This window comes from Actinomadura napierensis (assembly GCF_039529375.1).
GTDB classification, from domain to species: Bacteria; Actinomycetota; Actinomycetes; order Streptosporangiales; family Streptosporangiaceae; genus Spirillospora; species Spirillospora napierensis.
The window spans coordinates 1-25,165 of sequence record NZ_BAAAMR010000020.1; the positions used below are offsets into that span (position 1 = coordinate 1).

The following is a 25,165-nucleotide window of genomic DNA, read 5'->3' on the forward strand; positions in this document are numbered from 1 at the left end:
TGGACGAAGTCCATCGCGAAGCGACGCCGAAGGCGCCCTTGACTTTGGAGGGGCGGCCCCGTACGCAGCGCCGCCCCACCGCCCGAACACCCTTACCGCTCAGGACACGAAGACCCCGCACAGACACCGCCCCTAAAGCACCGCCCGAAAGAGCACCATCCCTAAGAGCACCGCCCCTAAAAGCACGCCCCCAGAGCACCGCCCCAAAGACACCACCACAACAGGCGCCGCCCCCACCAAGCGCGCTACTGCGTGAGTTCTCTGTCGAAAAGGTCCTGGACCCGGGTCCAGGAGTCGTCGGCGGCGGCCTTGTCGTAGGGAGGACGGCCGGGGAAGAAGAAGGCGTGCTGGGCGCCCGGGTAGACGATCTCCTCGTGGCGGACGCCCGCCGAGTCAAGAGCCGCGCTGATCTGATCGCGCTGGCCGGCGTCGATGACGTGGTCGAGTTCGGCGAAGAACATCAGCGTCCGGACGTCCCGGGCGGCGATGGCGGGGGCGTCGTCCAGGAGCGGGGTCGGGCGGCTGAGGGCGGTGCCCGCTACGGGGAGCCAGCCGGGGTAGTAGATCGCGGCGGCGGCGAGGTCGAGGCGGGTCGCGGCGAAGAAGGCGATGTGGCCGCCGAGGCTGAAGCCGAGGACGCCGGTCTTTCCGGTGGCGTTCGCGTGCTCGCGGGCGTGGGCGACGCAGGCGCGCAGGTCGGTCTCCACGTCGTCGCGGGTGAGGCGGCCGAGGAGGTCGAAGGCGTGCGTGCGGTTGGCGTCGCTTTCGGCGAAACCGGCCGCGGTCTCGGGGCCCGAGCGGTGGTAGAGGTTGGGCGCGACGGCGACATAGCCGAGCTCGGCGATCTGCCGGGCGATGTCGCGGACCTGGTCGGTCAGGCCCCACAGTTCCGCGCAGACGAGGACCACCGGGTGGGCGCCGTCCGCCGGGCGGGCCAGGAACGCGTTCATCGGCGTGGAGCCGCCGACGTCGATCTGCACCTCGTGCGCGACGATCTCGCCTGCCATGGGACCCCCGTCCTTCGTTCGCGCCCCGACGGCGCGAACTGGACGATCTTAAGCCAGAGACGGCGGATCCGGGGAAATGTTGCCGACCGCGTCAGGTGGCGCGGGTCTGGCGGGCGAGGACGGCGGCTATGAGCAGCACCAGCACGACGGCGATCGCCGTGAGCGAGGCGGCGACGCCGATGGTCGGCGCGCCGAGCACGGTGAGCAGGACGAGGACGGCCGCGACGGCGATGAAGTGGGGCGGGACGGTGACGTTGCCGAGCGGGGCGTGCAGGGCCCACAGCATGGCCAGCGCGATCGCGACGGGGACGGCCGTGGCCGCGACCACGGTCGTCGCGTCCGCCTCGATGCCGTGCTCGCCCTCGCCCGCGGACGCGACGGCGACCTCGAGGCCGGCGCCGAGGGCGGCGAGGGCCGCGAACATCAGGTAGTGGCCGTAGCCCCAGACGAACGAGCGGTCGCGGCGGTCCGCGAGTCCCTCGCCGGGCTCCTCGGAGAAGTAGATCCACCAGACCGTGAACAGGATGGCCAGGCCGGCGAGGGCGATGACGACGAGGCCGGCGCTGAGGCCGTGCGCGACCGCGCCCTGGACGGCGTTCGTCGCGGCGAGGACGCTCTCGCCCAGCAGGATGATCGTGAACAGCCCGTACCGTTCGGCGATGTGGTGCGGGTGCCAGGTGGTCATCCGGGGCCGTTCGGCGAACAGCGGGACCGACAGGTCCGCCAGGGCGCAGACGATGAACGCCCAGGCCGGGCCGTCGCCGGGCAGGGCGAGCCGGGAGACCCAGAGCACCTGGACGAGCGAGACGCCGACCGCGTAGCGGGTGGCCGTGGCGCGCCCCTCCGGGTGGGCGATCGCGGCGCGCGTCCACAGGCTCACCAGGCCGACGCGCATGACGAGGTAGCCGATGGTGACGGTGGTGAAGTCGCCGTCGAACGCGGACGGCACTCCGGCGGCGAGCACCAGCACGCCGGCCATCTGCACGAACGTCATGACGCGGTACGGGACGTCGTCGGTGTCGTAGGCGGAGGCGAACCAGGTGAAGTTCATCCACGCCCACCAGATGGCGAAGAAGACCGCGAGGAACGCCCCGGCTGCGCCGGCGGCGTGCGCCTCCTCCGTCGCGTGGGCGAGGCGTCCGGCGGCCTGCGACACGGCGGCGACGAAGGTCAGGTCGAACAGCAGCTCCAGCGGGCTGGAGGCGCGGTGGGGTTCGGCCAGGTCACGGGCGACCATCCGGGTGCGCAGCGATGGCATGCGATCACTCTAGGGCGCGCCCCGAAACGGAGCGTCAGAAGAACGCGGGCCCCCGGCGCAGCAGCGTGTCGTAGAGCATCTGCTGGACGTTCTCGCGGACGTGGTCGGTGAGGTTGAAGACGGTCATCGGGTCGTCGGCGTCCTCGGCGGCGTAGTCATCCAGCGTCATCGGCTCGCCGAACTGGATCATCCACTTGGACGGCAGCGGGATGAGCCCGGCGGGGCCGAGCAGCGGGAACGTCGGGGTGACCGGGAAGTAGGGCAGGCCGAGCAGCCGGGCCAGCGGCCGCAGGTCGGCGATCTTGGGGTAGATCTCCTCGGCGCCGACGATGGCGGCCGGGACGATCGGGACGCCGGCGCGCAGCGCGGTGCCGACGAAGCCGCCGCGGCCGAAGCGCTGCAGCTTGTAGCGCTCGGCGAACGGCTTGCCGACGCCCTTGAAGCCCTCGGGGAACACCCCGACGAGCTCGCCCTTGCCGAGCAGCCGCGCGGCGTCGGCCTGGCAGGCCAGGGTGTGGCCGGCCTTGCGGGCCATGTGCGCGAGGACGGGCACCTGGTAGACGAGGTCGGCGCCGAGGAGCCGGACGCACCGGCGGGCGTGGTCGTGCAGCGCGACCGACAGCATCAGCGCGTCGAGCGGGAGCGTGCCGGAGTGGTTGGCGACGATCAGCGCGCCGCCGTCCGCCGGGACGTTCTCGAGGCCCGCGAGCTCGACGCGGAACCAGCGCTCGTAGAGGGCGCGGGCGGCGGGCAGCAGCACGGACTCGTTGAAGTCGGGGTCGTACCCGAACTCGTCGACCTCGTAATCGCCCGCGATGCGGCGGCGCAGGAACGCCAGGCCGGAGGCGATGCCGCGTTCGAGCGGCCCGGGGCCCGCACCGGAGCCGGAGCCCGCGCCGTCCGGCCCGCCCGCCTCGCCGCCGTCCTGGCGGGCCGAGTCGAGCCGGATGACCTGCGCGCCCTCGTCGTCCTCGTGGCGGGCGTGCATCATCCTGCCTCCTTTCCGCCGCGCGGCCGCGGGCCGCGCCGGCGTCGTGTCAGCCGCGCAGCAGCGCGGCCGCCAGCCGGGCGGCCGGCCCGTGGCGTCCGAGGCCCCGGGTGGCGGCGAAGTCGGCGAACGCCGCCTCCGACCCGTACTTCGGGCGCCACGCCAGCTCGTCCTCCAGGGCCGTCGTGTCGATGACCCGGCCGTAGGTGAGCCAGCGCAGCAGCTCGGGCGAGAACCCGGACATGCCGGCGAAGCGCCGCCCCATGTCGCCGAACAGCGAGATGGACGGCGCCGGGACGGGCACGTACGGACGGCCCGCGCGGCGCAGCGCCTGCGACAGCAGCAGCACGCCGTCGCCGGCCACGTTGTAGCAGCCGGGATGGTCCTCGACGGTCATCCGCCGCAGCACCTCGACGCCGTCGTCCTCGTGGACGAACTGCAGCCGCGGGTCGAAGCCCAGCACCGTCGGGACGACGGGCATGCGCAGGTACCGCGTCAGCGGCGAGTCGACGCCGGGCCCGAGGAAGTTCGCGAACCGCAGCACCGACACCGTCAGGTCGGAGCGGCGCCGCGTCAGCCCGCGGACGTACCCCTCGACCTCGACGGCGTCCTTGGCGTACCCGGACGTCGGCGCCTCGACGGGCTCGTCCCGCTCGGTGAACACGGCCGGGTCCATCGGCGAGGAGCCGTAGACGGCGGCCGAGGACCGCACGACGAGCTTGCGCGCGTCGGGCGAGCGCTGGCACGCGCCGAGCAGCTGCATCGTCCCGATGACGTTGAGCTCTTTCACCTTCGCCCGCGGCACCGACGCCGAGGTGACCAGGTTGAGGTGCACCACGGTGTCGACCCGCGCGGATGAGATGATCTTGGCGATGCCGGGGGTGCGGATGTCGACCCGCACGAACTCGGTGCGCCCGAGCGGCATCGTGGGCGGCACCGTGTCCACCCCGATGACCCGCTCGATGCCCGGGTCGGCCTGCAGGGCGTGCGCGAACCGCGCCCCGAGGAAGCGGGAGACGCCCGTGACGAGGACGACACGGGCCGCGGCGGGCTTGGCAGGCACTGTGCGCCCCACCCCTTACGGCTGTGCGGCCGGCGTGCTCACTTCTTGTTGCGGCGCTGGATGCGCGTCTTCTTCAGCAGCTTGCGGTGCTTCTTCTTGGCCATCCGCTTGCGACGCTTTTTGATGACAGAGCCCACGAGACCTCGCTCGGCGTATCGGGTGTTGTGCAGGAGACGAACGTGCCGCAGGCGAGCATCACTCGAAACGCGCGCACGGTCCGCTGCCCAAGGGTACCGCTGCCCAGGTGGAGATCTCGCCGCGGCATGGCGCACGGAGTCCGGCACCCCGCCGCGCGCCCGCTTTCCGGCGCGCCGCGTGATGCCGGGCACCTTGCCGCGCGGGTCGGACGGCGGAGGTGTGATCCGCCCGTCCCGCGGTGTCCGGACCGGTCCCGGACCGGGGTCGCGCGGGGCATCGGGAATGCCCCGCCCGCCCGGTCGCCGGCTGCGGCGGCCTGCCGGCCACCGGCCGGTCCTCGTCCTGTTTCCCCAGCTCCGGAACGGTCCTGGCGGGCCGTCCCGGCGCCCCCTGCACTGCCGGGTGGCAGGTTCGGCGGTGCCGTCCGGCCCCGCCCTCACCCGTTATCCGGCTTCGATGTACGCGTCGCGCAGGTAGTCGTGGACGGCCTGTTCGGGGACCCGGAACGAGCGGCCCACCCGGATGGCGGGTAGCTCGCCCGAGTGGACGAGGCGGTAGACGGTCATCTTGGACACCCGCATCACCGAGGCCACTTCGGCCACGGTCAGGAACCTGACCTCGCTGAGAGGTCGCTCGCCTGAGCTCATCGGACGCCCTCTTCCACACGTGCCGCGCACCGGCCCTTCGGGTGACTTTGATCACGCACGTGTACTTCCTCCAGCGTAAATCGCGTATCGGCAGTCGCAAGAGGGGAGTTCCGCACATTTCCGTATCCGACCCTGGCGCGGCGGCCACGGCACTGCTCCCGCACGGAGCGCGAAGCTGACGGCACGGACGGTGGCAGGCCAAGCGGTTGTCAATCGAAAACAGGCGATGACCTGCGACTCAGAGGTTCGCGGTGGGGTCTCGCAAGCCCACGAACACCGTTACGGCAGCCGTGTCACACCCGGTGGCGGGCTCGGCGCCCGCCCCGGAAGGTAAGCAAGGTCAAACCCCGGAGTACAGGCCCGCACGGGCGAGGAGGTAGGCCGTCAAAGGGGCGTAATGGTGCGGCGATACGCCGTCGTCCAGCGGTACGACCACGTCGACCTTGCCTTCGGCGGCGCCGGCGAACAGCGCCGGGTCGTTACAGTCCGCGAATCCGACGGTGTCGATGCCGGCCTGCCCGGCGGCACCCGCCCAGCCGTGATCGGCGATGGCCAGATCCGGCCAAACGTCCGGTTCACCGCTCGTGGTCCGGCTGTTTCCGCTATCGGCGGACGCTGCGGCGGTACCACCGGAGGCGAGCTCGCGGAGCATCGCCTCCATCGGATGCGGGTCGTGCGTGTGGTGGGTGCGGAAGTCCTCGCCCTCCAGCATCGCCACGCCGGGCTCGGCGTAGACGATCCGGCGCAGGTCCGAACCGCCGTAGTCGATGTCGATCTCGTACGTCCAGCCCGCCGCCGGCGTCAGGATCCGGCAGCCGGCGCCCTCCAGGGCGCGCGCGACGGCCTGGTAGACCGGGGTCAGCGTCGCCGGGTGCCCCGTCGCGATCACCACGGTCTCCTTGCGGCGCGCCGCGAGGCCGATGCGGTCGCCCATCGCCTCCAGCGTGTCGAGGGTGATCTCGGGGTCGATCGTGTCGTCCCCGTACACGTGCCTCGGGTCGGCGTTCACGCCGCAGCGCTCGACCATCATCTCCAGCACGGAGCGCTCGGTCCACGACGGCTTGAGCTCCAGCCCGAACTGGTAGTACGGGTTGCCGGCCGCCATCCGCCGGTAGTGCAGCAGGTTGTTCTGCCGCGGCGTCGCCACGTCGCCCGCGATCATCGTGCGGACGAGGTGCGCGCGCAGTTCGTCCCGCGCGGGGGGCCTGCCGGTGTCCGCCATCACTCGTCCGTCATCGGGTCGAGGCCGTGTTCGGGGAAGACCTCCCGCCGGGTCGCCAGGATCGCCTGGTCGACCGGGCTCGCCGGGTCGTAGCCGTTCCCCCACCGATGCACCTCCACCACGTCCGTCCCGTCCGTCATCCGGAGCGGGGCGATCTCCTCGGTCCGTTGCCGGACGAACTCGCGCCAGTCCCGCGGCGTCTCGGTCCCCGGCGGGATCGGGTCGCCGGACGCCTCCGCCAGCAGGTGCGTCCACGCGCGCGGGACGACCTGGACCAGCTCGTAGCCGCCGCCCCCGGTCAGCATCCAGCGGCCGCCGGCCGTCTCGTGCGCGAGCCGGTGCAGCGCCGCGTAGGCGGTCCGCTGCCCGTCGACGGTGAGGATCAGGTGCGCCAGCGGGTCGAGCGCGTGGCCGTCGGCGCCCTGCTGGGTGACGAGCACCTGCGGGCGGAACCGGTGCAGCAGCTGCGGGACGATCGCGTCGAACGCGCGCAGCCAGGCCGCGTCGTTCGTGCCCGGCGGCAGCGCGACGTTGACCGCCGTGCCGTCGGCGCCGGTCTCGGTCGGCAGGCCGGTGCCGGGGAACAGGGTGCGCGGCGACTCGTGCAGGCTGATGGTCAGGACGCGCGGGTCGTCGTAGAAGGCGGCCTGGACGCCGTCGCCGTGGTGCACGTCGATGTCGACGTAGGCGACGCGCTCGGCGCCGTTCTGCAGCAGCCACGCGATCGCGATGGCGGGGTCGTTGTAGACGCAGAAGCCGCTCGCGGCGCCGCTCATCGCGTGGTGCAGGCCGCCGGAGATGTTCGCGGCGTGCTCGGCGCGGCCCGTCCAGACCGCCTCCGCCGCCGCGACCGAGGCGCCGGCGACCAGCGCGGACGCCTCGTGCATGCCGAGGAAGACCGGGTTGTCGTCGGTGCCGAGGCCGTACCGGGGCTCGGGCAGACCGGTCGCGCCGGCGTGCTTCACGGCCGCGATGTAGGCCTCCTCGTGGACGAGCCGGAGGAGCTTGTCGCCGGCCGGCTCGAACCGCGACACCCGCACACCGGCGCGGTCGAGCACGCCGAGGTCGCGTGCCAGCGCCATCGTCAGCTCGACGCGGACCGGGTTCATGGGGTGACCGGGCCCGAAGTCGTAGGAGACGAGCCGGTCGTCCCAGAAGACCTCCAGCCCGCAGCCGCCGGAGGAGGGCGGCTGGGACGGCGGCGCGACGCTCATGACCTCACGGTATCGCGACGGGCCGGTGGCCAGGATCACAGACCCCGCCGCACGCGGCATACGTCGCAACCAATCGGTGATGTTGATTACACGACATAAATGGGCATCTACATAACACAACGGAAACAGCGAGTGAGGTGCCGATGGACCAGAGCGTCCGCAGCCGCGCGATCTCCGGCGCGCTCCGCCTGGGCGTCCACCCCTTCATGCACCGCGTGCCCGGCCATGCCGGGAGCATCCGCACCGCCCGCTCCGCCGTGGACGCCGCGTCGCTGCTGATGCGCACCGGCTCGCGGGTCCGTGTCGTCCCGCTGCACGATCCGCGGATCGAGAGCGGCGGCGGCCACCCGGTGAAGGGCGAGTGGGTCGTCCCCCGCGGCACCGGCGACGCGCCCGCCGGCGCCTCCGCTCCCGCCGGCGCCTCCGCTCCCGGCGCGATCCTGTACCTGCACGGCGGCGGCTACGTCGTCTGCTCGCCGCGCACGCACCGCCCCATCACGTCCCGGCTGGCCCTCGACACCGGGCTGCCGGTGCTCGTCCCCCGCTACCGGCTCGCGCCCGAGCACCCGTTCCCCGCCCCGCTGGAGGACGCCGTCGCCGCCTACCGCTGGCTGCTCGACCGGGGCGTCCCCGCGTCCGGCATCGTCGTGGCGGGCGACTCGGCGGGCGGGCACCTGGCCGCGACGCTGGCGGGCGAGATCTGCCGGACCGGGCTGCCGTCCCCGGCCGGGATCGTCCTGTTCTCCCCCTGGGTCGATCTGACCTGCGAACTCTCCACCCGTGCGCAGCGCCGCGCACGCGACCCGTACATCAGCGCCTACGCGGCGCGGCGGGTCGCCCGCCTCGTAGTGGGGCCGGCCGGATTCGACGACCCGCGGCTGGCCCTGCTCACCTGCGCTTGGACCGATACACCGCCGGTGCTGATCCAGGTCGGCGGCGACGAGGTGCTGCGTCCCGAGGCCGAGGCCCTCGCGGACGCGCTGACCGCCGCGGGCGCCGACTGCGAGCTCCAGGTCTGGAAGGGCCAGATGCACGTCTTCCAGATGCTGAACCGGGTGCTCCCGGAGGCCCGCGCGGCCATGCGGGACGCCGCGCGCTTCGTCCGGTCCGTCACCGTCCAGTCCGTCACCGTGCCGGCGGCCCGGACGTCCGAGGAGCCGGAGGTCGCGGCGTAGGTCAGCGGTCGCCGCGCTTGGGGCGCCGGCGCAGGTGGGCAGCCAGCAGCGCCGCCGCGTGGTCGGCCATGAAGCGGGGCACGCGCAGCCTGATCAGGGCCCGGTGCGGCAGCGTCCGCTCCACCGGCGGCCGGGCCGCCGGTCAGAACAGGTGGGCGTGCTCGCGCTCGTGGGCCGCCTCGCCGCGGGGCCCGCGCCGGACGGTGAGGAAGCCGATCGCCGCCGCCACCGCCGCCACGCCCTCGCCGACGAGGCTCACCGTCTTCTCGGTGTACCAGACGGGCTCGTGCATGTTCGGCAGCGGACCGAGGGCGCCCACGTCGACGTAGTAGTAGAGCAGCAGCGCGCCGACCGCGCTCCCGGCCACCAGGAACGCCAGCGCGTACGACCAGCGGGCCGCGTAGGTGAGGACGATCACCGCCACCACGGCGGCGACCCCGGCCTGGATGCGGAAGAGCAGGTCGCCGTGGATGGAGCCGCCTTCCACGAACGCCATCTGCGGGGCGAACCTCCAGTGCACGACGGCGTCCGCGGCGAGTCCCGCGGCGACCAGCAGTCGGAGTATGAGTCCCATACTCCCTAACACGTCCCCGCACCCCTGTCCGGATCAACCGGATCATTCGGAATTGAACTTTTCTGCCCGGGGAGGGCGGCGGGTCAGCCGCCGGCGAGTTCGCGGCCCCGGTTGCGGGCCGCCTCGATCGCCTCCAGGACGGCCGCCCGGACGCCGTGCCGCTCCAGCTCGCGGATCGCGGAGATCGTCGTCCCGCCCGGCGACGTGACGGCCTCGCGCAGCAGCACCGGGTGCTCCCCGGAGTCCCGCAGCATCACCGCGGCGCCGACCGCGGACTGGATCACCATCTCCAGCGCGGCGGCGCGCGGCATGCCGAGCAGGATCCCGGCGTCCACCATCGCCTCGACCAGGTAGTAGAAGTACGCGGGCCCGCTGCCCGACAGCGCCGTGGCGCCGTCCTGCAGCGACTCGGGGATGCGCAGCACCTTCCCGACCGGCGACAGCAGCTCCTCGGCGAGCCTCAGGTGCTCCTCGCCCGCGTGCGACCCCGCCGAGATCACGCTCATCGCCTCGTCCACGTGGACGGGCGTGTTCGACATGACCCGGACGACCGGGACGCCGGCGGGGAGCCGCTCCTCGATGAACGCGGTCGGGATGCCGGCCGCCATCGAGATGACCAGCCGGTCGCCGCCGACGTGCGGGCGGACCTCGTCCAGCAGCGCGCCCATGTCCTGCGGCTTCACCGCGAGGATCAGGGTGCCGGCCTTGGCGGCGGCGTCGGCGTTGGACACCGTCTCGATGCCGTAGCGCTCGCGCAGCAGCGCCGCGCGCTCCTCGCGGCGCGCGGTCGCCACCAGCTCGGACGGGGGGCGGCCGGCCCGGAGCACTCCGGACAGCAGCGCCTCGCCCATCTTCCCGGCACCCAGAATCGCGATCATCGGCATACCTTGACGTGGGGATCCAGTGACCGCACCACCCTATCGGGGCCGGTTCACGCCTTCCCGACGAGGGAACGGGCGAACAGCTTGAGGTTCGCCGGCCTCTCGGCGAGCCGCCGCATGAAGTACTCGTACCACTCCCGGCCGTAGGCGACGTACACGCGGACCTGCGCGCCCTTCCCGGCCAGGCGGCGCTGTTCCTGCGCACGGATGCCGTAGAGCATCTGGTACTCGAACGTGTCGGCGTCGCGCTCGTTCAGCACCGCCAGCGCACCGCCGATGTCGATGAGGCGCGGGTCGTGGGTGGCGAGCATCGGGTAGCCCTTGCCCGCCATCAGGACCTTCATACAGCGCACGTACGACTTGTCGATCTCTTCCTTGTCGGAGAAGGCCACCGCCTCGGGCGCGGCATAGGCGCCCTTGCACAGCCGTACGCGGGACCCCTCGTACGCCAGCTCGGCGCAGTGCTCCTCCGCGCGCCGCAGGTACGCCTGGATGACCGCCCCCACGTCCGGGTAGTCGCGGCGCAGTTCGTGGAGGATCCGTAGCGTCGCGTCGACCGCGGTGTGCTCCTCCATGTCGAGCGTGACGGTCGTACTGGCCGAACGGGCCGCCCCGCAGATGCGGCGCGCGTTCTCCAGGGCGAGGTCCTCGCTGATGGTCAGGCCGATCGCCGACGGCTTCACCGACACCTCGGCGCGCGCGCCGAGGCCGGCCGTCCCGAGCCGTTCGAGCAGCCCCACATAGTGGTCGGCGTTCGCGCCGGCCCGGCCGCCGTCCTCGGTGCCCTCGCCGAGGACGTCCAGCGTGACGAGCAGGCCCTCGGCGGTCAGGTCCCCGGTGACGCGCGCCGCGTCCTCGATCGTCTCCCCGGCGACGAAGCGCCGGACGACGTCGCCGGTGAACGGCGCGGTCTCCATGATCCGGCGTGCGCCGTGACTGCGCGACGCGAACAGCAACGCCTGACGAAGCACTGGTGGCAACCCCTTGTCCGGCGGGACGGCCCGCTCCTTCACAGCCGCCGCCCCTGGTTTCCAGGGTATGCCCGGACCGGCGCGCCGATCACGACGCCCCTTTCACGACGACCAGGTCACGGCACCGGATCACGGCACCCGGGTCACGACACCGTGCCGACGCCGTGCCCGCCGCCGTACTTCTGCACGTACTCGGGCATCCCCGCCGTCTTCACCGCGTTGAACAGCGCCTTCGCCTTGGCCGGGTCCAGGAAGACCACGCTCTGCTTGTTGCGCATCCCGGTCCCCTTGTAGGGCGCCGTCAGGAACGTCACGTCCCCGACGCGCAGGTGCCGCAGGCTCAGCGCCAGCGAGCGCAAGTCGCCCGCCGACTCGCTCGAGTCGACGCTGATCGACTTGGTGAACGCCGACAGGAACCGGTCGAGCTTCAGCGGGTTGCTGAGCGTGCCGCCGTCCGCGGCCTGCTTGGCGAGCGCGCCGAGGAACGCCTGCTGCCGCTTGATCCGGTCGAAGTCGCCGTTCGGCAGGTTGTAGCGCTGCCGGACGAACAGCAGCGCCTCCTCGCCGTTCAGCTTCTGCCGGCCGGCGGCCCACTGCTTCTTGCGGGCCGGGTCGTACACGCTCTGCTTGATGGTGACGGTGACGCCGCCGAGCGCGTCCGTCATCGACTTGAACCCCTCGAAGTCGATCGCGCCGTAGTGGTCGATCCGCACCCCGGTGAGCTGCTCCAGCGTCTCGATCAGCAGCTTCGGCCCGCCGAACGAGAACGCCGCGTTGACCTTCTGCTTGCCGTACCCGGGGATGTCGACGTAGGAGTCCCGCGGGATCGAGATGATGTAGGCCTTCTTCCGGTCCGCCGGCAGGTGCAGCAGCATGATCGTGTCGGTGCGCTGCTGGCCCGGCTTCCAGAGGTTGCCGCTGCCGTCCCCGGTGGTGCCGACGTCGGCGCGCGAGTCCGAGCCGACCAGCAGCCAGTTCTCGGTGCCGGCGACGTTCGGGCCGGGCCGCTTGCCGCCGTCCGGCATGACGCCCTGGATCCGGTGGATGTTGCCGTTGTAGGACGCCTGGCGCTGCCAGATCAGCCCGCCGATCCCCGCCACGACCAGCACGAAGAACACGCCGATCGCGATCAGCACGCGGGGCCAGCGCTTCTTGCGCCTGCGCTCGCCGCCCTCACCGTCGCCGCCGCCCTCGCCCCAGAACGCCGCGCTCTCGAAGCCTTCGTCGCCGGTCCCGCCCGTTCCGCCGGGTCCGCCGTTCCCGGGGCCCTCCGGTCCGCCCGGTCCTCCCGGCATGGCGGGTCCACCGGGTCCGCCGGTCGCGCGGGGGCCGGGCGGCATGCCCGGGCCCGCCGGCATGCCCGGGGCTTCGGGGGCGCCGGACGCGTGGCGTCCCGCGTGCGGCTGCGGCGCCCCGTCGGGCCGCTGCGGCGCCGAGGGGCCGGGGAGGTCTCGGGGGGTCATGGCGCAGAAGCTACCAGCCCGATCAGTGCGGTTAAGGCGCGTTCCGCCCGTCCGCCCGGTCGAGTCCTGTCCCGGCCTCCGGGTGAACCTTCCGCCTATGCCGTTCGTCTCCGCAGGGTGGCGGCACCGAGCAGGAGGGCCACCAGGGTGAAGGCGGCGATGACGGCGACGTCGGTCGCGAGGGTGCCGGTGAAGCCGGGATGCTCGCTGATCTCCTGCATGCCCTGCACCGCGTAGGTCAGCGGCAGCACCCGGGAGACCGCCTCCAGCCAGCCCGCCATCTGGTCGCGCGGGACGATCAGCCCGCACAGCAGCGCCTGCGGCAGGACGAGCGCGGGCATGAACTGGACGGCCTGGAACTCGGTCCGGGCGAACGCGCTGGCGAACAGGCCGAGCGCCATGCCGAGCAGCGCGTCCAGGACCGCGACGAGCACCAGGGAGCCGAGCGAGCCGGTCAGGTCCAGGCCGAGCCAGGTCAGCGAGATCAGCAGGACGACGCCGACCTGCACCAGCGCGGCCAGGCCGAACGCCAGCGCGTAGCCGAGCAGCAGGTCGAGCCGGCCGAGCGGCATGCTCATCAGCCGCTCGAGGGTGCCGCCGGTGCGCTCGCGCAGCGTGGCGACGCTGGTCACCACGAACATGACGATGAACGGGAACAGGCCGAGCAGCATCGGGCCGAGCCGGTCGAACGTCTGCGGGGCCTGGAACACGTACCGCAGCAGGACCATCAGCAGGCTCGGCACGGCGACCAGCAGCGCGACGGTGCGGCGGTCGTGCCGGAGCTGGGCGAGGATGCGCCGCGTGGTGGCGAGGGTGATCGCGGGGTTCATGCGGGGCTCCCGGCCGTCTCGTTGATCAGGTGCAGGAACGCCCCCTCGAGGTCGGCGGCGCCGGTGCGCTCGCGCAGCGCATCCGGGGCGCCGTCGGCGAGGATCGCGCCCTCGCGCATCAGCAGCAGCCGGTCGGTGCGGCCCGCCTCGTCCATGACGTGGCTGGACACGACCAGCGTGACGCCCCGGCCGGCGAGCGTCCGGAACAGCGTCCACAGCTCCTGGCGCAGCACGGGGTCGAGGCCGACGGTCGGCTCGTCCAGGACGAGCAGCTCGGGCGAGCCGAGCAGGGCGACGGCGAGGTTGGCGCGGCTGTGCTGCCCGCCGGACAGCGTCGCCACCGGCTGGTCGCGGGCGCCGGCCAGGCCGACCTCCTCGATGACGCGGTCCACGTCGCCGCGCGGCGCGCGCAGGACGGACGCGAAGTAGCGCAGGTTCTCGGCGACGGTCAGGTCCCCGTACACGGCCGGGGTCTGCGTCGCGTAGCCGACGCGGTCGCGCAGCCCGGCCGACCCGGCGTCCTGGCCGAGGACGGTGACCCGGCCGCCGCGCACGATCTGGACGCCGACGAGCGCCCGCATCACGGTGGTCTTGCCGCAGCCGCTCGGCCCGAGCAGCCCGAGGACGCAGCCGCGCGGGACGTCGAAGCTCAGCCCGTGCAGGACCTCGCGGCCGCCGCGCACCACCCGCAGATCCCGCACGCTGACGGCGGGACTGGAACTCATCATGTGGTGAATTTAAGTCCGTGCGAGAGCCGGGTCAAGGGGTGCCGGCGCACGGGGTTGGAGAGGGCTCAGCCCAGGTAGCGCTGGAGCGTCGGGGCGACCAGCTCGACCAGCTCGTCCTCGCTCGCGGACGCCATCGGCTCGACCCGCAGCACGTACCGCAGGATCATCACGCCGATCATCTGCCCGACGGCCGCCTGGATGTTCAGGTGCGGCACGCCGGTGGCCGCTCCGGCCCGTCCGAGCAGCGCGGACGACACGAACTCGCGCATCATCGCCGCCGCCCGCTCGTTGGTCATCGCCGAGCGCAGCATCGCCAGGAGCGGCGCGCGGCGGTCGGCGTCACCCCAGATCCGCAGGAACGTCCGGACGATCGTCTCGCCGAGCCTTTCGCGGGGCAGCGCCAGCAGCTGCGGCAGCAGCACCGACGGGTCCACCGGGAAGCGCATGGCCTCGACGAACACGCCCTCCTTCGTCCCGAAGAAGTGGTGCACCAGGGCCGGGTCGACACCCGCGGCGCGGGCGATCGCGCGCAGCGACGTCCCGTCGTAGCCCTTGTCGGCGAACATCTCGCGGGCCGCGGCGAGGATCGCCTCCCGCGTCTCGGTCGGCCCGGGGCGGCGCCCCCGCGCGGACGTGGTCCGGCCGGAACGCGTCCCGTCCGTCACCGGACTCCCCGGCGGGTGACCTCCCCGCCCGAGGTGACCTGCCAGGTGTGGTCGGCGGCGGCCAGGTGCAGCCGGGCGAACGCCAGCGCCTCGGCCAGGTCCTCCATGCGCTCGGCGCGGCTGGACGCGCGGCGCGTGTTGACCTCCAGGACGACGTGCCCGCGGAACCCGGACTCGGCGAGCGTCTCCAGCATCGGCCCGCACGGCTGGCCGCCCCGGCCGGGGACGAGGTGCTCGTCCTTGTTGGTGATGCCGACGCCGTCGGCGAGGTGGATGTGGCGGAGCCGGTCGCCCAGGCTCGCGGCCATGCCGAGAGCGTCCGAGCCCGAGACGGCGGTGTGCGACAGGTCCAGCGTCACGTGCGGGTAGTCCTGGTCGACGGGGTTCCAGTCGGGCAGGTACATGCCCGCCTCGGCCCCGCGCGCCTTGAGCGGGAACATGTTCTCGACCGCGAACAGCACGTCGGTCTCGTCCTGCATGCGGGCCAGGCCCTCGACGAACTCCTTGGCGTAGTCGCGCTGCCACCGGAACGGCGGGTGGACGACCACGACGTCGGCGCCGAGCTCCTCGGCGACCTCCTTGGAGCGGACGAGCTTGCCCCACGGCTCGCGCCCCCAGACCCGCTGGGTGAGCAGCAGGCAGGGCGCGTGGATCGACTTGATCGGGACCTGGTGGTAGTCCGACAGCCGGCGCAGCACGTTCAGGTCCTGCGAGGAGGCGTCGGTGGACACCATGACCTCGATGCCGTCGTAGCCCAGCAGCGCGGCGATCTCGAAGGCGCTCGGCACCTTCTCCGGATAGACCGACGCGGTGGACAGCGTGATCGGTGCGTCCGGCACGCGCAGGGCCGGTGAGTAGGAGCCGTTGTGCTGCGGGGTCAAGGCTTCCTCGCCAGGAATGATCGCTCGGCTGGGTCCATGAGAGCAGTGTTCGTAAAGGAAAGCCTATGCGCCCGCGCCGGTGATGAAACCCTCGCCCCGAGTGATCCGCGCTGCTTTGCGCGCCCGTGCCGCGGGCGCCGCGCGGGCCCCGGCGCGGGCGCGGCTACGCTCTGTCCCCGTGGCCGAGATCGCGCCGGGCGCCGTGCCGAGCCCGAACATCTGGAACTCCCCGCAGGTCTACGAGCTGGAGAACCGCGCGGTGGACCCGGACGGCGTGCTGGACGCGGCGATGCGCGCGATCCGCCCGTGGGCCGGCGCGACCGTCCTGGACCTCGGCTGCGGCACCGGCTACCACCTGCCGCGTTTCGCCGCGGAGGCCGGCCGGGTGATCGGGGTCGAGCCGCACGCGGGCCTCGCCGGGACCGCGGCGCGCCGCGTCCGCGATCTGCCCAACGTGACCGTCCGTGTCGGCGCGGCGCAGGTGCTGCCGCTGCCGGACGCGTCGGTGGACGTCGTGCACGTGCGGTGGGCGTACTTCTTCGGGCCGGGCTGCGAGCCGGGGCTCGCGGAGCTGGACCGGGTCGTCCGGCGCGGCGGCGCGGTCTTCATCATCGACAACGACGCGACGCGCTCCACGTTCGGCCGCTGGTTCCGGCGCGGGCTGCCGTCCTACGACCCGGAGGCGGTCGAGCGGTTCTGGACGCGGCGCGGCTTCACCCGCGAGCCGCTGATGATCAAGTGGTCTTTCGGGAGCCGGAACGACCTCGCGGCGGTGCTGCGGATCGAGTTCCCCGCCGGGCTCGCGGCGGAGTTCCTGCGCGAGCACCCCGGTCTCGAAGTGGACTACGCGGTCAATCTGTGGTGGCGTTGCGTCTGAGGTTACTGACGAGTCCGTCACAGTCGCCGTCCCGCTGTGGCCACTCTTGGACCCCGCGTACAACAATTGGCGCCGGACCACCACCGGCGCCGCAGGCGCCCGCGGCGCCGCCCCCGACCCCCGGCCGGCGTCCGCCCGAAGGAACGGAGGAACCGGCCATGGGCCGTGCCGCCAGGACGAGCAGTGCCGCCCCTGGGGGGACGACCCCCCAGGCCCACCGGGCGAAGGCGCTGGGCGGCGTCATCGCCGCCGCCGCGCTCGCCGGAGCCGGCGCCGGCGCGGGGATGGCCCTGCAGCGCCGCGCCCTGCGCCGGCTCCAGCTGCGGCCCGACCCCTACGCGGGCGAGCCGTTCGGCTCGCTGCGCGGCCGCCCCGTGCCCGTCCGCGCCGACGACGGCACCCGGCTGTACGCCGAGATCGACGGCGAGGACCGCACCGACCTCGCCGTCGTGTTCTCGCACGGCTGGACCCTCACCCAGGACTCCTGGCACTTCCAGCGCAAGGCGCTGCGCGGCCTCGGCCGGCTCGTCTTCTGGGACCAGCGCGGCCACGGCCGCTCCGACGGCGGCGACCGCGACGGCTACAGCCTCGACCGCCTCGCGAGCGACCTCGGCGCCGTCATCGAGGCCACCGTCCCCGCCGGCACCCCCGTCGTCCTGGTCGGCCACTCGATGGGCGGCATGACCACGATGCGCTACGCCGACGCCAACGCCGGCCTGGTCGGCAACAAGATCGCCGCGACCGGGCTGCTGTGCACCTCGTCCGGCGGCCTCGGCGAGGTCACCCTCGGGATGCCCGCGCTGCTCGCCCGCGCCACCCAGCGCGTCCTGCCCCGCGCGCTGCGCGCCCTCGGCGCCGGCTCCGCCGGCATCGAGAAGGTCCGCCACCTCGGCCGGGACGGCTCCACGCTGATCCTCGACCTGATCGCCTACGGCCCCGACGCCAGCCCCGCCGCCGTCGCGTTCGCCGAGCAGATGATGACCGAGACCCGGATGGACGCGCTCATCGACTTCTTCCACTCGATGGTCACCACCGAGCTGATCAGCGACTGCGCGTCCCTCGGCGCTGCCGACACCCTGGTCATCGGCGCGGAGAACGACATGCTCACCCCGGTCGAGCACAGCCTGAAGATCGCCGGCTGCATTCCGTCCGCCCGGCTGGAGGTCGTCCCCACCGCCGGCCACATGGCCATGCTCGAACGTCCCAGCATCGTCTCCGACCACCTCGGCGACCTCATCGAACGCGCCCGCAAGCAGTATTAGCCCAGGGGGGCGACCCCCTGGAACCCCCGTCACGGTCGGCAGACCGTTTCCCGCTCCGCTGGCGCTCCGCGTGAAACAGCCTGCCGACCGGCGGGCACGCCCGCTCCGCTCGCTGGCGCTCGCTCCACGTGCCTGCCCGTGAGGTGGCTGGGCTTCAAGCTGCCGGGGCCGGGCTTCAACCTGCCGGGGCCGGGGCTCTGGCCGTGGAGTGTCGGTGGCGGGCCCTAGAGTTTCGCCTCATGGCGAAGGCGAAGACGGCGAAGGCTGCCTACCGCTGCTCCGAATGCGGCTGGCAGACCTCGAAGTGGGTGGGGCGCTGCGGCGAGTGCCAGACGTGGGGCACGGTCACCGAGGCGACCTCGGCCACCCCCGCGCGGGTCGTGACCGCCGGGCCCGTCAGCACGCCGGCCAAGCCGATCGGGCAGGTCGACGTCCAGAACGCCCAGACCAGGCCCACCGGGCTGGACGAGCTGGACCGCGTCCTCGGCGGCGGCATCGTGCCCGGGGCCGTGCTGCTGCTGGCGGGCGAGCCCGGCATCGGCAAGTCGACGCTGCTGCTGGAGGTCGCGGCGCTGGCGTCCACGCCACCGAAGACGGACATCCCGCGGCAGGCGCCCGCCACCGCCAAGCGCGTCCTCTACATCACCGGGGAGGAGTCGGCGGAGCAGGTCCGGCTGCGCGCCGACCGCGTCGGCGCCATCACCGACGACCTGTACCTGGCCGCCGAGACGGAGCTGTCCGCCGTCCTCGGGCACGTCGACACCGTCGAACCGACCCTCCTGGTCGTCGACTCCATCCAGACCATCGGGACGTCCGAGGTCGACGGCGCGCCCGGCGGCGTCACCCAGATCCGCGAGGTCGCCGCGAACCTGATCCGGATCGCCAAGGAGCGCGGCATCACCGTCGTGCTGGTCGGCCACGTCACCAAGGAGGGCGCGATCGCAGGGCCGCGGCTGCTGGAGCACCTCGTCGACGTCGTCCTGTACTTCGAGGGCGACCGGCACTCCCGGCTCCGGATGATCCGCGCCGTGAAGAACCGCTACGGCCCGACCGACGAGCTCGGCTGCTTCGACCTGTCGGAGGTCGGGATCGTCGGGCTGCCCGACCCGAGCGGGCTGTTCCTCACCCGCCGCGACGAGCCCGTGCCCGGCACCTGCGTCACCGTCACGCTGGAGGGTCGCCGGCCGCTCGTCGCCGAGGTGCAGGCCCTGGTCGCCAAGTCCCACCTGCCCGCGCCGCGGCGCGCCACGTCCGGCCTCGACACCTCCCGCGTCGCGATGGTGCTGGCCGTGCTCGCGCAGCGCTGCAAGATCTCCATGCACGAGCAGGACGTGTACGTCTCCACCGTCGGCGGCGTCCGGCTCGCCGAGACCTCCGTCGACCTCGCGCTCGGCCTCGCCGTCGCCGGGTCCACCGTCGAACAGGCGCTGTCCAGCAGCCTCATCGCGCTCGGCGAGGTCGGCCTGGCCGGGGAGGTCCGCGTCGTCCCGGGCGTGCAGCGGCGGCTCGCCGAGGCGGCGCGGCTCGGCTTCAAGCACGCCGTCGTCCCGCGCGGCTCCCTCGAACTCGCCGACGGATCGCCGCTCAAGCGCGCCGACCCGCAGCTCAGCAGCTACGAGGGCATGAAGGTGATGGAGGTCGACAGCCTGCAACAGGCACTCCAGGTCGCCTTTACCGCGCCCTGACGCGGGTAACGCCAGAGTATTACGGCACGCGTCAGGCGTTTGCGACCAGGGGAGGAACCGGGCCGCCGCCCTCCTCGGTAAACTGACGCCGTCCAGCGACCTCCGGGGGCCAGGTGCCAGAACACGACAAGGCTCATGACGAACGACGCCGCGCCACGCTCGCCGCGGTGGCCCCCGGCACGCAGATACGCGACGGCCTGGAGCGCATCCTGCGGGGGCACACCGGCGGGCTGATCGTGCTCGGCTACGACCAGGCCGTCGAGGACCTGTGCTCGGGCGGCTTCGAACTCGACGTCGAGTTCTCCGCCACGCGGCTGCGCGAGCTGGCCAAGATGGACGGCGCGATCGTGCTGGACAACGACCACTCCCACATCGTGCGGGCCGCCGTCCACCTCGTGCCGGACTCCACCATCCCCACCGAGGAGTCGGGCACCCGGCACCGCACCGCCGAGCGCGTCGCCCGCCAGACGCCCCACCCGGTCATCTCGGTGAGCCAGTCGATGCGGATCATCGCGCTCTACCTCGACGGCATCCGCTACGTCCTGGAGGACTCGGCGGCGATCCTGTCCAAGGCCAACCAGGCCCTCGCCACCCTCGAGCGCTACAAGCTGCGGCTGGACGAGGTGTCCGGCACGCTGTCCGCGCTGGAGATCGAGGACCTTGTCACCGTCCGGGACGTCAGCGCCGTCGTGCAGCGGCTGGAAATGGTGCGCCGCATCGCCGACGAGATCGAGGGCTACGTCGTCGAGCTCGGCACCGACGGCCGGCTGCTCTCCCTGCAGCTGGACGAGCTGGTCTCCGGCGTCGACGTCGACCGGGAGCTGATCGTCCGCGACTACCCGTCCGACCACACCCGCGCCCGCGGCGTCACCGCGATCCTGTCCGCGCTGGACACCCTGTCGGCCAACGAGCTGCTCGACCTGTCCACGGTCGCCGAGGTGATGGGGTTCGCCGGGCCCGACGCCCTCGACCTCCCGGTCAGCCCGAAGGGGTTCCGGCTGCTCGCGAAGGTGCCGCGGCTGCCCAGCATGGTCGTCGAACGGCTCGTCGAGCACTTCGGCGGGCTGCAGAAGCTCCTCGCCGCCAGCATCGACGACCTCCAGGCCGTCGGCGGCGTCGGCGAGTCGCGGGCCCGCAGCGTCCGCGAGGGGCTGTCCCGGCTCGCCGAGTCGTCGATCCTCGAACGCTACGTCTGACCGCCGCGCCCGCCGCGTGCCACAATGGCGATCCGCCATGAACTCCACCTATACCGACCCGATCCTCGACTGGTACGAGGCAAACGCCCGGGACCTTCCCTGGCGCGCCCCCGACGCCACCCCCTGGGGCGTCCTCGTCAGCGAGATCATGCTGCAGCAGACCCCCGTCGTCCGCGTCCTGCCGGTCTGGCAGGCCTGGATGGACCGCTGGCCCACGCCCGCCGCCCTCGCCGCCGAACCGTCCGGTGAGGCCGTCCGCGCCTGGGGCCGGCTCGGCTATCCGCGCCGCGCGCTGCGGCTGCACGAGAGCGCCCGCGCGATCACCGACCGGCACGGCGGCGAGGTCCCCTCGTCCCACGCGGACCTTCTCGCACTGCCCGGTATCGGCGCCTACACCGCCGCCGCCGTCGCCAGCTTCGCCTTCCGGCAGCGCCACGCCGTCCTCGACACCAACGTCCGCCGCGTCCTGTCGCGCCTCGTGTCCGGCGTGGAGTACCCGCCGAAGGCCCAGACCAGGGCCGAGGTGACGCTCGCCGAGGGCCTGCTGCCCTCCGACCCGCCGACCGCCGCCCGCTGGGCCGTCGCCGTCATGGAACTCGGCGCCCTGGTCTGCACGGCCCGCACGCCCCGCTGCGTCGACTGCCCCGTCCTGTCCCAGTGCACCTGGCACCTGAACGGCCGTCCCGCCTACGACGGCCCGCCCCGCAAGGGCCAGACCTACGCGGGCACCGACCGCCAGTGCCGCGGCCGCCTCCTCGCCGTCCTCCGCGACGCCTCCGGCCCCGTCGAGAAACCCGCCCTCGACGTCGTCTGGTCCGACCTCCTCCAACGCGAACGCGCCCTGGACGCCCTCATAGCCGACGGCCTGGTAGACCCCCTGGAAGACGGCCGCTACACCCTCCCCACCTGAGCTTCTGTGCCAACACAAGCTTGGGGGTGACGACGTAGGAGGTTGCCGTGACCGGCGAATCGGTCCCCGATTGGCTCCGTCCCCCGCCGGAAGGCTGGACCGCCGAATATCTCGACTCGCTTCCTTCTGACGGCCCCCGTTTCGAAATGATCGACGGAGCGCTCATCATGATGCCGCCGCGATCGGCCTTTCACGACCGAGTGATGCGGCGACTCGCGAACGCTCTGGAGGATCAGGCCCCACAGCACGCCGACGTGCACACGGACATGACCGTCAAGCTCGGTCGCCGCCAGCGCCCCGAGCCCGACGTGCTCGTGACCCGTCCGCAGCATGAGCCCCCGGACCTGCTGCGGACGTACTACCTCCCCGAGGAGGTCGTGCTGGTCGTTGAGATCGTTTCGCCGGAATCGGAGGAGCGCGACCGCGACACCAAGCGCATCAAGTACGCCAGGGCCGGACTCCAGCATTACTGGTTGATCGAGAACGAGAACCTACAGCCGGTGATCCACGTTCTCGAACTCGACAAGGCGACGGGCGTCTACGTGGCGACCGGGATCTACCGTGACCGTCTGAAGGTGAACGCGCCCTTCCCCATCGACATGGACGTCAAGGCCCTGGTCCGCCGTTAGGGGCTCGCGTCGTCGGGCGGGTGGGATCGACGTGAATATTGGTTGGTCGGAGACGGGCGCCGGGCCGTAACGTGCGGTCGTGCGTGATCTGCTGACCCTGCCCAAGGCCCACTTGCACGTTCATCTGGAGAGCACCGTGCGGTGGGGTACGCTGCGGGAGATCGGAACGGCCAACGGTGTACCGGTCCCCGAGGACGGCGGCACGTTCGGCGGGTTCGCCGCCTTCTTCGCCCAGAACGACCTCGTGCGCACGTGCCTGCGGCGGCCCCGTGACTTCCGGCGGATCGCCTACGAGTTCTGCGAGGACGAGGCGGCGCAGGGCACCCGCTACGCCGAGGTCTCGTTCACCGCCGCCGGCCACGGCGAACGGCTCGGCGACCTCGACATGCCGCTGACGGCCGTCCGCGAGGGCCTGGCCGCGGGAGGCGAGGCGTTCGGCATTGAGGTCGGCCTGCTCCTTGACCACTCCCGCCGCCGCTCCGTCGACCGGGCCTGGCGCACGCTGGACCTCGCCCGCCGCCACGACGGCGTCGTCGCCATGGGCCTCGCCGGGGACGAGTCCTACCCGGGCGACCCGTTCACCGAGGTCTTCGCGGCGGCCCGCGACGCCGGGCTCCGCGTCGTCCACCACGCCGGCGAGGGCGAGGGCCCGGCGAGCATCCGGCAGGCGCTCGGGCCCGGCCGCACCGAGCGCCTCGGCCACGGCATCCGCGTCCTGGACGACCCCGACCTGGTCGCCGAGGTCCGCGAACGGAAGATCCCACTGGAGGTCTGCCCGTCGTCCAATGTCGCGCTGGGCTTCGCGCCGTCCCTGGCCGATCACCCCCTTCCGCGGCTCCGCGACGCGGGCCTGATCGTCACGATCAACACCGACATCCCCGCCCTGATCGGCACACCGCTCGCCGCCGAGTACGCCCGCGTCCGCGACACCTTCGGCTACGACGACCCCACCCTGGCCGCCCTAGCCCGCGCCGGCGTCGACGCCTCGTTCGCGACGACCACCACCAAGGCCCGCCTCAACCAAGAGATCGACACCTGGCTCGCCCCCACCCCGTAACAAGGCGATCAACCACACCTCCTCACCCCACACGCCGACCACCCCGCCCATGCCCCGCCCCCAACCCCCACCACCCCAGCCGACCGACGCACCTCCCGGCCCCACCCACCAACCCCGCGCCCACCCCCCACAGCCAACCGACCACCCCACAGCCAACCGACCACCCCACGGCCAACGACGCGCCACCGCCGACCGACACAGCCGACCGGACACGCGGCCCCAGCCTCCAGCGCGCCGACCTTTCTACACATCTCCCGGTCTCGCCGACCGACCACGCCACGCCAACGGCGCACCGCTGCCGGTCAACGCAGCCAGCCGACCGACGCACCTCCCGGCCCCACCCACCGACCTCGCCACCGACCGCCCCACGGCCAACGCGCGCCACTGCCAGGCGACACAGCCGACCAGAGGCGCGTCCCCAGCCTCCAGCGCGCCGACTTCGCCGCCGTCCACCGCACGGCGCGCCGCTGCCGGGCGGCGTAGCCGAATGGATGTGCGTGCTCGGCTTCCAGGTCGCCTGCCTCGGCGCCGCGTGCCTTCGTCGGGTTCAGGTGGGGAGGGGGCGGTCGTTGACGATGTGCTTCATCACGAGCGTGGAGTTGAGGCGCTGGACGCCGGGTAGCGCCGACAGCACGTCGTCCTCCAGTTCCTGGTAGGCCGTCAGGTCGGCGGTGACGATGCGCAGCAGGTAGTCGGGGTCGCCGAACAGGCGCTGCGCCTGCACCACCTCCGGCACCCGCTCGACCGCCGCCTCGAAGCCCAGCAGCGTCTCGCGGTCCTCCTGCCGCATGGTGACGAACACCAGGGCCTGGAACGTCAGCCCCAGGGCGGCGGCGTCCACGACGGCCCGGTATCCGCGGATGGTCCCGCTGCGCTCCAGTTCCCGCAGCCGGCGATGGCATGGCGAGATGCTCAGCCCCACCCGCGCCGCCAGATCGGTGACCGTCATCCGGCCGTCCTCCTGCAGCACAGCAATGATCTGCCGGTCGATCGCGTCCATGTAGAAGATTCTTCCACGCATCGCGGTTGACGAAGGAGAACTTGAAAGCACCTTTGGGCTGGACGGACGTATCGTCCCCCTAATGCCGCCGCGTGAGGGGATCTCGCCCATGGCCACCGCCTCCCTGCTCACCTTCTGGACGGTCGCGCTGCTGATGATCCTGCTGCCGGGAGCGGACTGGGCCTTCACGATCAGCGCCGGTCTGCGCGGCCGTTCCGTGCTGCCGGCGGTGGGCGGGCTGGTCGCCGGATACGCCGTGGTCACCGCCATCGTCGCGGCCGGGGTCGGAGCGCTCGCCGCCGAGTCGGACGCCTTCCTCACCGGCCTCTCCGTGGTAGGCGGGCTTTATCTGATTTGGCACGGCGCGACGACGTTCGCGCACCCGTCGGCACCGGACCCGCAGGGCCCCGAGCCGGAGGGCACCGACTGGCGCACCTTCCTGCGCGGCATGGGCGTCAGCGGCCTGAACCCCAAGGGCCTGCTCATCTTCGTGGCGCTGCTGCCCCAGTTCACCGACCCCGGCGGCTCCTGGCCCATCGCCGGGCAGATCGGCGCCCTCGGCCTGACGTTCATGGCCACCTGCGCGGTCTTCTACCTCTGCCTCGGCACGGTCGCGCGGACCGCCCTGCAGGGCCGTGCCCCGGCCGCCCGCCTGATCAGCCGCGTCTCCGGCGCCGCGATGATCGGCATCGGCGCCTGGCTGCTCGCCGACCGCCTCCTGGGCTGACATGCGCCGGCGATGCCTCCTTCCGAGCCGCGGGTCAGTCGCGGTGAACAGGTGGCCGGCGCGGATCTCGCGGAGGAAGGGGTCGGTGTCGTCCGCCCACTCCGCGGGGGTCCGGAC

At 72.7% G+C, this 25,165-nt stretch carries 27 protein-coding genes; 9 read left to right on the top strand and 18 right to left on the bottom strand.

Going from position 1 to position 25,165, the window contains the following annotated elements:
* Nucleotides 1–245: 245 nt before the first annotated feature.
* From ABD296_RS13735 to ABD296_RS13770, 8 genes are all read right to left on the bottom strand, one after another.
* The gene (locus tag ABD296_RS13735) at nt 246–1,007 is read right to left on the bottom strand and encodes a dienelactone hydrolase family protein (RefSeq protein WP_344265995.1); all 762 of its coding nucleotides are present in this window, start codon (nt 1,005–1,007) and stop codon (nt 246–248) included.
* 91 nt (nt 1,008–1,098) lie between these two features.
* Nucleotides 1,099–2,265 carry a low temperature requirement protein A gene (locus tag ABD296_RS13740; RefSeq protein WP_344265997.1) on the bottom strand — a complete coding sequence of 389 codons (1,167 nt, stop codon included), beginning with the start codon at nt 2,263–2,265 and terminating at the stop codon, nt 1,099–1,101.
* 34 nt (nt 2,266–2,299) lie between these two features.
* On the bottom strand, nt 2,300–3,256 hold the full coding sequence (locus ABD296_RS13745; protein ID WP_344266000.1) for a lysophospholipid acyltransferase family protein: 957 nt from the start codon (nt 3,254–3,256) through the stop codon (nt 2,300–2,302).
* Between the two features lie 46 nt (nt 3,257–3,302).
* Nucleotides 3,303–4,316: an NAD-dependent epimerase/dehydratase family protein gene (locus ABD296_RS13750; RefSeq protein ID WP_344266003.1), complete on the bottom strand. Its 1,014-nt coding sequence runs from the start codon at nt 4,314–4,316 to the stop codon at nt 3,303–3,305.
* A 38-nt stretch (nt 4,317–4,354) separates the two neighbouring features.
* Nucleotides 4,355–4,453 carry a 30S ribosomal protein bS22 gene (locus ABD296_RS13755; protein WP_018654693.1) on the bottom strand — a complete coding sequence of 33 codons (99 nt, stop codon included), beginning with the start codon at nt 4,451–4,453 and terminating at the stop codon, nt 4,355–4,357.
* Nucleotides 4,454–4,897: 444 nt separating this feature from the next.
* A complete protein-coding gene (locus tag ABD296_RS13760) occupies nt 4,898–5,101 on the bottom strand; it encodes a helix-turn-helix domain-containing protein (RefSeq protein WP_067466901.1) in 204 nt (67 codons plus the stop codon).
* Between the two features lie 340 nt (nt 5,102–5,441).
* Nucleotides 5,442–6,323 (bottom strand): phosphatase, encoded by an 882-nt coding sequence (locus ABD296_RS13765; protein ID WP_344266014.1) that lies wholly within the window; start codon nt 6,321–6,323, stop codon nt 5,442–5,444.
* Nucleotides 6,323–7,537 (bottom strand): acetoin utilization protein AcuC, encoded by a 1,215-nt coding sequence (locus ABD296_RS13770; protein ID WP_344266017.1) that lies wholly within the window; start codon nt 7,535–7,537, stop codon nt 6,323–6,325. Before ABD296_RS13770 ends, ABD296_RS13765 begins: the two co-directional genes overlap by 1 nt.
* A gap of 143 nt (nt 7,538–7,680) precedes the next feature.
* Between ABD296_RS13770 and ABD296_RS13775 the strand changes: the two genes are divergently transcribed.
* Nucleotides 7,681–8,712: an alpha/beta hydrolase gene (locus ABD296_RS13775; protein WP_344266020.1), complete on the top strand. Its 1,032-nt coding sequence runs from the start codon at nt 7,681–7,683 to the stop codon at nt 8,710–8,712.
* 1 nt (nt 8,713) lies between these two features.
* On the opposite strand, the gene ABD296_RS13780 is transcribed toward ABD296_RS13775, so the two are convergent.
* The 9 genes from ABD296_RS13780 to ABD296_RS13820 all read right to left on the bottom strand — a co-directional run bounded on the left by ABD296_RS13780 (nt 8,714) and on the right by ABD296_RS13820 (nt 15,705).
* Nucleotides 8,714–8,836, bottom strand: coding sequence for a hypothetical protein (locus tag ABD296_RS13780; protein ID WP_344266023.1), 123 nt, complete (start codon nt 8,834–8,836; stop codon nt 8,714–8,716).
* Between the two features lie 18 nt (nt 8,837–8,854).
* Nucleotides 8,855–9,286, bottom strand: a complete 432-nt coding sequence (locus tag ABD296_RS13785; RefSeq protein ID WP_344266026.1) for a hypothetical protein — start codon at nt 9,284–9,286, stop codon at nt 8,855–8,857.
* 83 nt (nt 9,287–9,369) lie between these two features.
* Entirely contained in the window at nt 9,370–10,164 is a 795-nt protein-coding gene (proC, locus tag ABD296_RS13790; RefSeq protein WP_344266029.1) for a pyrroline-5-carboxylate reductase, read from the bottom strand.
* A gap of 53 nt (nt 10,165–10,217) precedes the next feature.
* On the bottom strand, nt 10,218–11,138 hold the full coding sequence (locus tag ABD296_RS13795; RefSeq protein WP_344266031.1) for a proline dehydrogenase family protein: 921 nt from the start codon (nt 11,136–11,138) through the stop codon (nt 10,218–10,220).
* 143 nt (nt 11,139–11,281) lie between these two features.
* The gene (locus ABD296_RS13800; protein ID WP_344266034.1) at nt 11,282–12,601 is read right to left on the bottom strand and encodes an LCP family protein; all 1,320 of its coding nucleotides are present in this window, start codon (nt 12,599–12,601) and stop codon (nt 11,282–11,284) included.
* 95 nt (nt 12,602–12,696) lie between these two features.
* Nucleotides 12,697–13,431, bottom strand: coding sequence for an ABC transporter permease (locus ABD296_RS13805; protein ID WP_344266037.1), 735 nt, complete (start codon nt 13,429–13,431; stop codon nt 12,697–12,699).
* Nucleotides 13,428–14,159, bottom strand: a complete 732-nt coding sequence (locus tag ABD296_RS13810; RefSeq protein WP_344266040.1) for an ABC transporter ATP-binding protein — start codon at nt 14,157–14,159, stop codon at nt 13,428–13,430. Before ABD296_RS13810 ends, ABD296_RS13805 begins: the two co-directional genes overlap by 4 nt.
* Before the next feature lie 65 nt (nt 14,160–14,224).
* Nucleotides 14,225–14,824, bottom strand: a complete 600-nt coding sequence (locus ABD296_RS13815; RefSeq protein ID WP_344266043.1) for a TetR/AcrR family transcriptional regulator — start codon at nt 14,822–14,824, stop codon at nt 14,225–14,227.
* Nucleotides 14,821–15,705: a sugar phosphate isomerase/epimerase family protein gene (locus tag ABD296_RS13820; RefSeq protein WP_344266046.1), complete on the bottom strand. Its 885-nt coding sequence runs from the start codon at nt 15,703–15,705 to the stop codon at nt 14,821–14,823. The genes ABD296_RS13815 and ABD296_RS13820 overlap by 4 nt, the downstream gene beginning before the upstream one ends.
* A 178-nt stretch (nt 15,706–15,883) precedes the next feature.
* Between ABD296_RS13820 and ABD296_RS13825 the strand changes: the two genes are divergently transcribed.
* From ABD296_RS13825 to add, 7 genes are all read left to right on the top strand, one after another.
* Nucleotides 15,884–16,582 (top strand): class I SAM-dependent methyltransferase, encoded by a 699-nt coding sequence (locus tag ABD296_RS13825; RefSeq protein ID WP_344266049.1) that lies wholly within the window; start codon nt 15,884–15,886, stop codon nt 16,580–16,582.
* Nucleotides 16,583–16,740: 158 nt separating this feature from the next.
* Nucleotides 16,741–17,844, top strand: coding sequence for an alpha/beta fold hydrolase (locus tag ABD296_RS13830; protein ID WP_344266052.1), 1,104 nt, complete (start codon nt 16,741–16,743; stop codon nt 17,842–17,844).
* A gap of 239 nt (nt 17,845–18,083) precedes the next feature.
* On the top strand, nt 18,084–19,529 hold the full coding sequence (gene radA, locus ABD296_RS13835) for a DNA repair protein RadA (protein WP_344266055.1): 1,446 nt from the start codon (nt 18,084–18,086) through the stop codon (nt 19,527–19,529).
* A gap of 113 nt (nt 19,530–19,642) precedes the next feature.
* A complete protein-coding gene (disA, locus tag ABD296_RS13840; protein ID WP_344266058.1) occupies nt 19,643–20,725 on the top strand; it encodes a DNA integrity scanning diadenylate cyclase DisA in 1,083 nt (360 codons plus the stop codon).
* A 37-nt stretch (nt 20,726–20,762) separates the two neighbouring features.
* Nucleotides 20,763–21,635, top strand: a complete 873-nt coding sequence (locus ABD296_RS13845; protein ID WP_344266060.1) for an A/G-specific adenine glycosylase — start codon at nt 20,763–20,765, stop codon at nt 21,633–21,635.
* A gap of 47 nt (nt 21,636–21,682) precedes the next feature.
* On the top strand, nt 21,683–22,264 hold the full coding sequence (locus tag ABD296_RS13850) for a Uma2 family endonuclease (RefSeq protein ID WP_344266062.1): 582 nt from the start codon (nt 21,683–21,685) through the stop codon (nt 22,262–22,264).
* 79 nt (nt 22,265–22,343) lie between these two features.
* Nucleotides 22,344–23,321 carry an adenosine deaminase gene (add, locus tag ABD296_RS13855; protein ID WP_344266065.1) on the top strand — a complete coding sequence of 326 codons (978 nt, stop codon included), beginning with the start codon at nt 22,344–22,346 and terminating at the stop codon, nt 23,319–23,321.
* Nucleotides 23,322–23,868: 547 nt separating this feature from the next.
* Here add and ABD296_RS13860 read toward each other — a convergent pair.
* The gene (locus tag ABD296_RS13860; protein WP_344266069.1) at nt 23,869–24,321 is read right to left on the bottom strand and encodes an Lrp/AsnC family transcriptional regulator; all 453 of its coding nucleotides are present in this window, start codon (nt 24,319–24,321) and stop codon (nt 23,869–23,871) included.
* An 82-nt stretch (nt 24,322–24,403) separates the two neighbouring features.
* Between ABD296_RS13860 and ABD296_RS13865 the strand changes: the two genes are divergently transcribed.
* Nucleotides 24,404–25,048, top strand: coding sequence for a LysE family translocator (locus tag ABD296_RS13865; protein WP_344266072.1), 645 nt, complete (start codon nt 24,404–24,406; stop codon nt 25,046–25,048).
* Nucleotides 25,049–25,165: the final 117 nt, after the last annotated feature.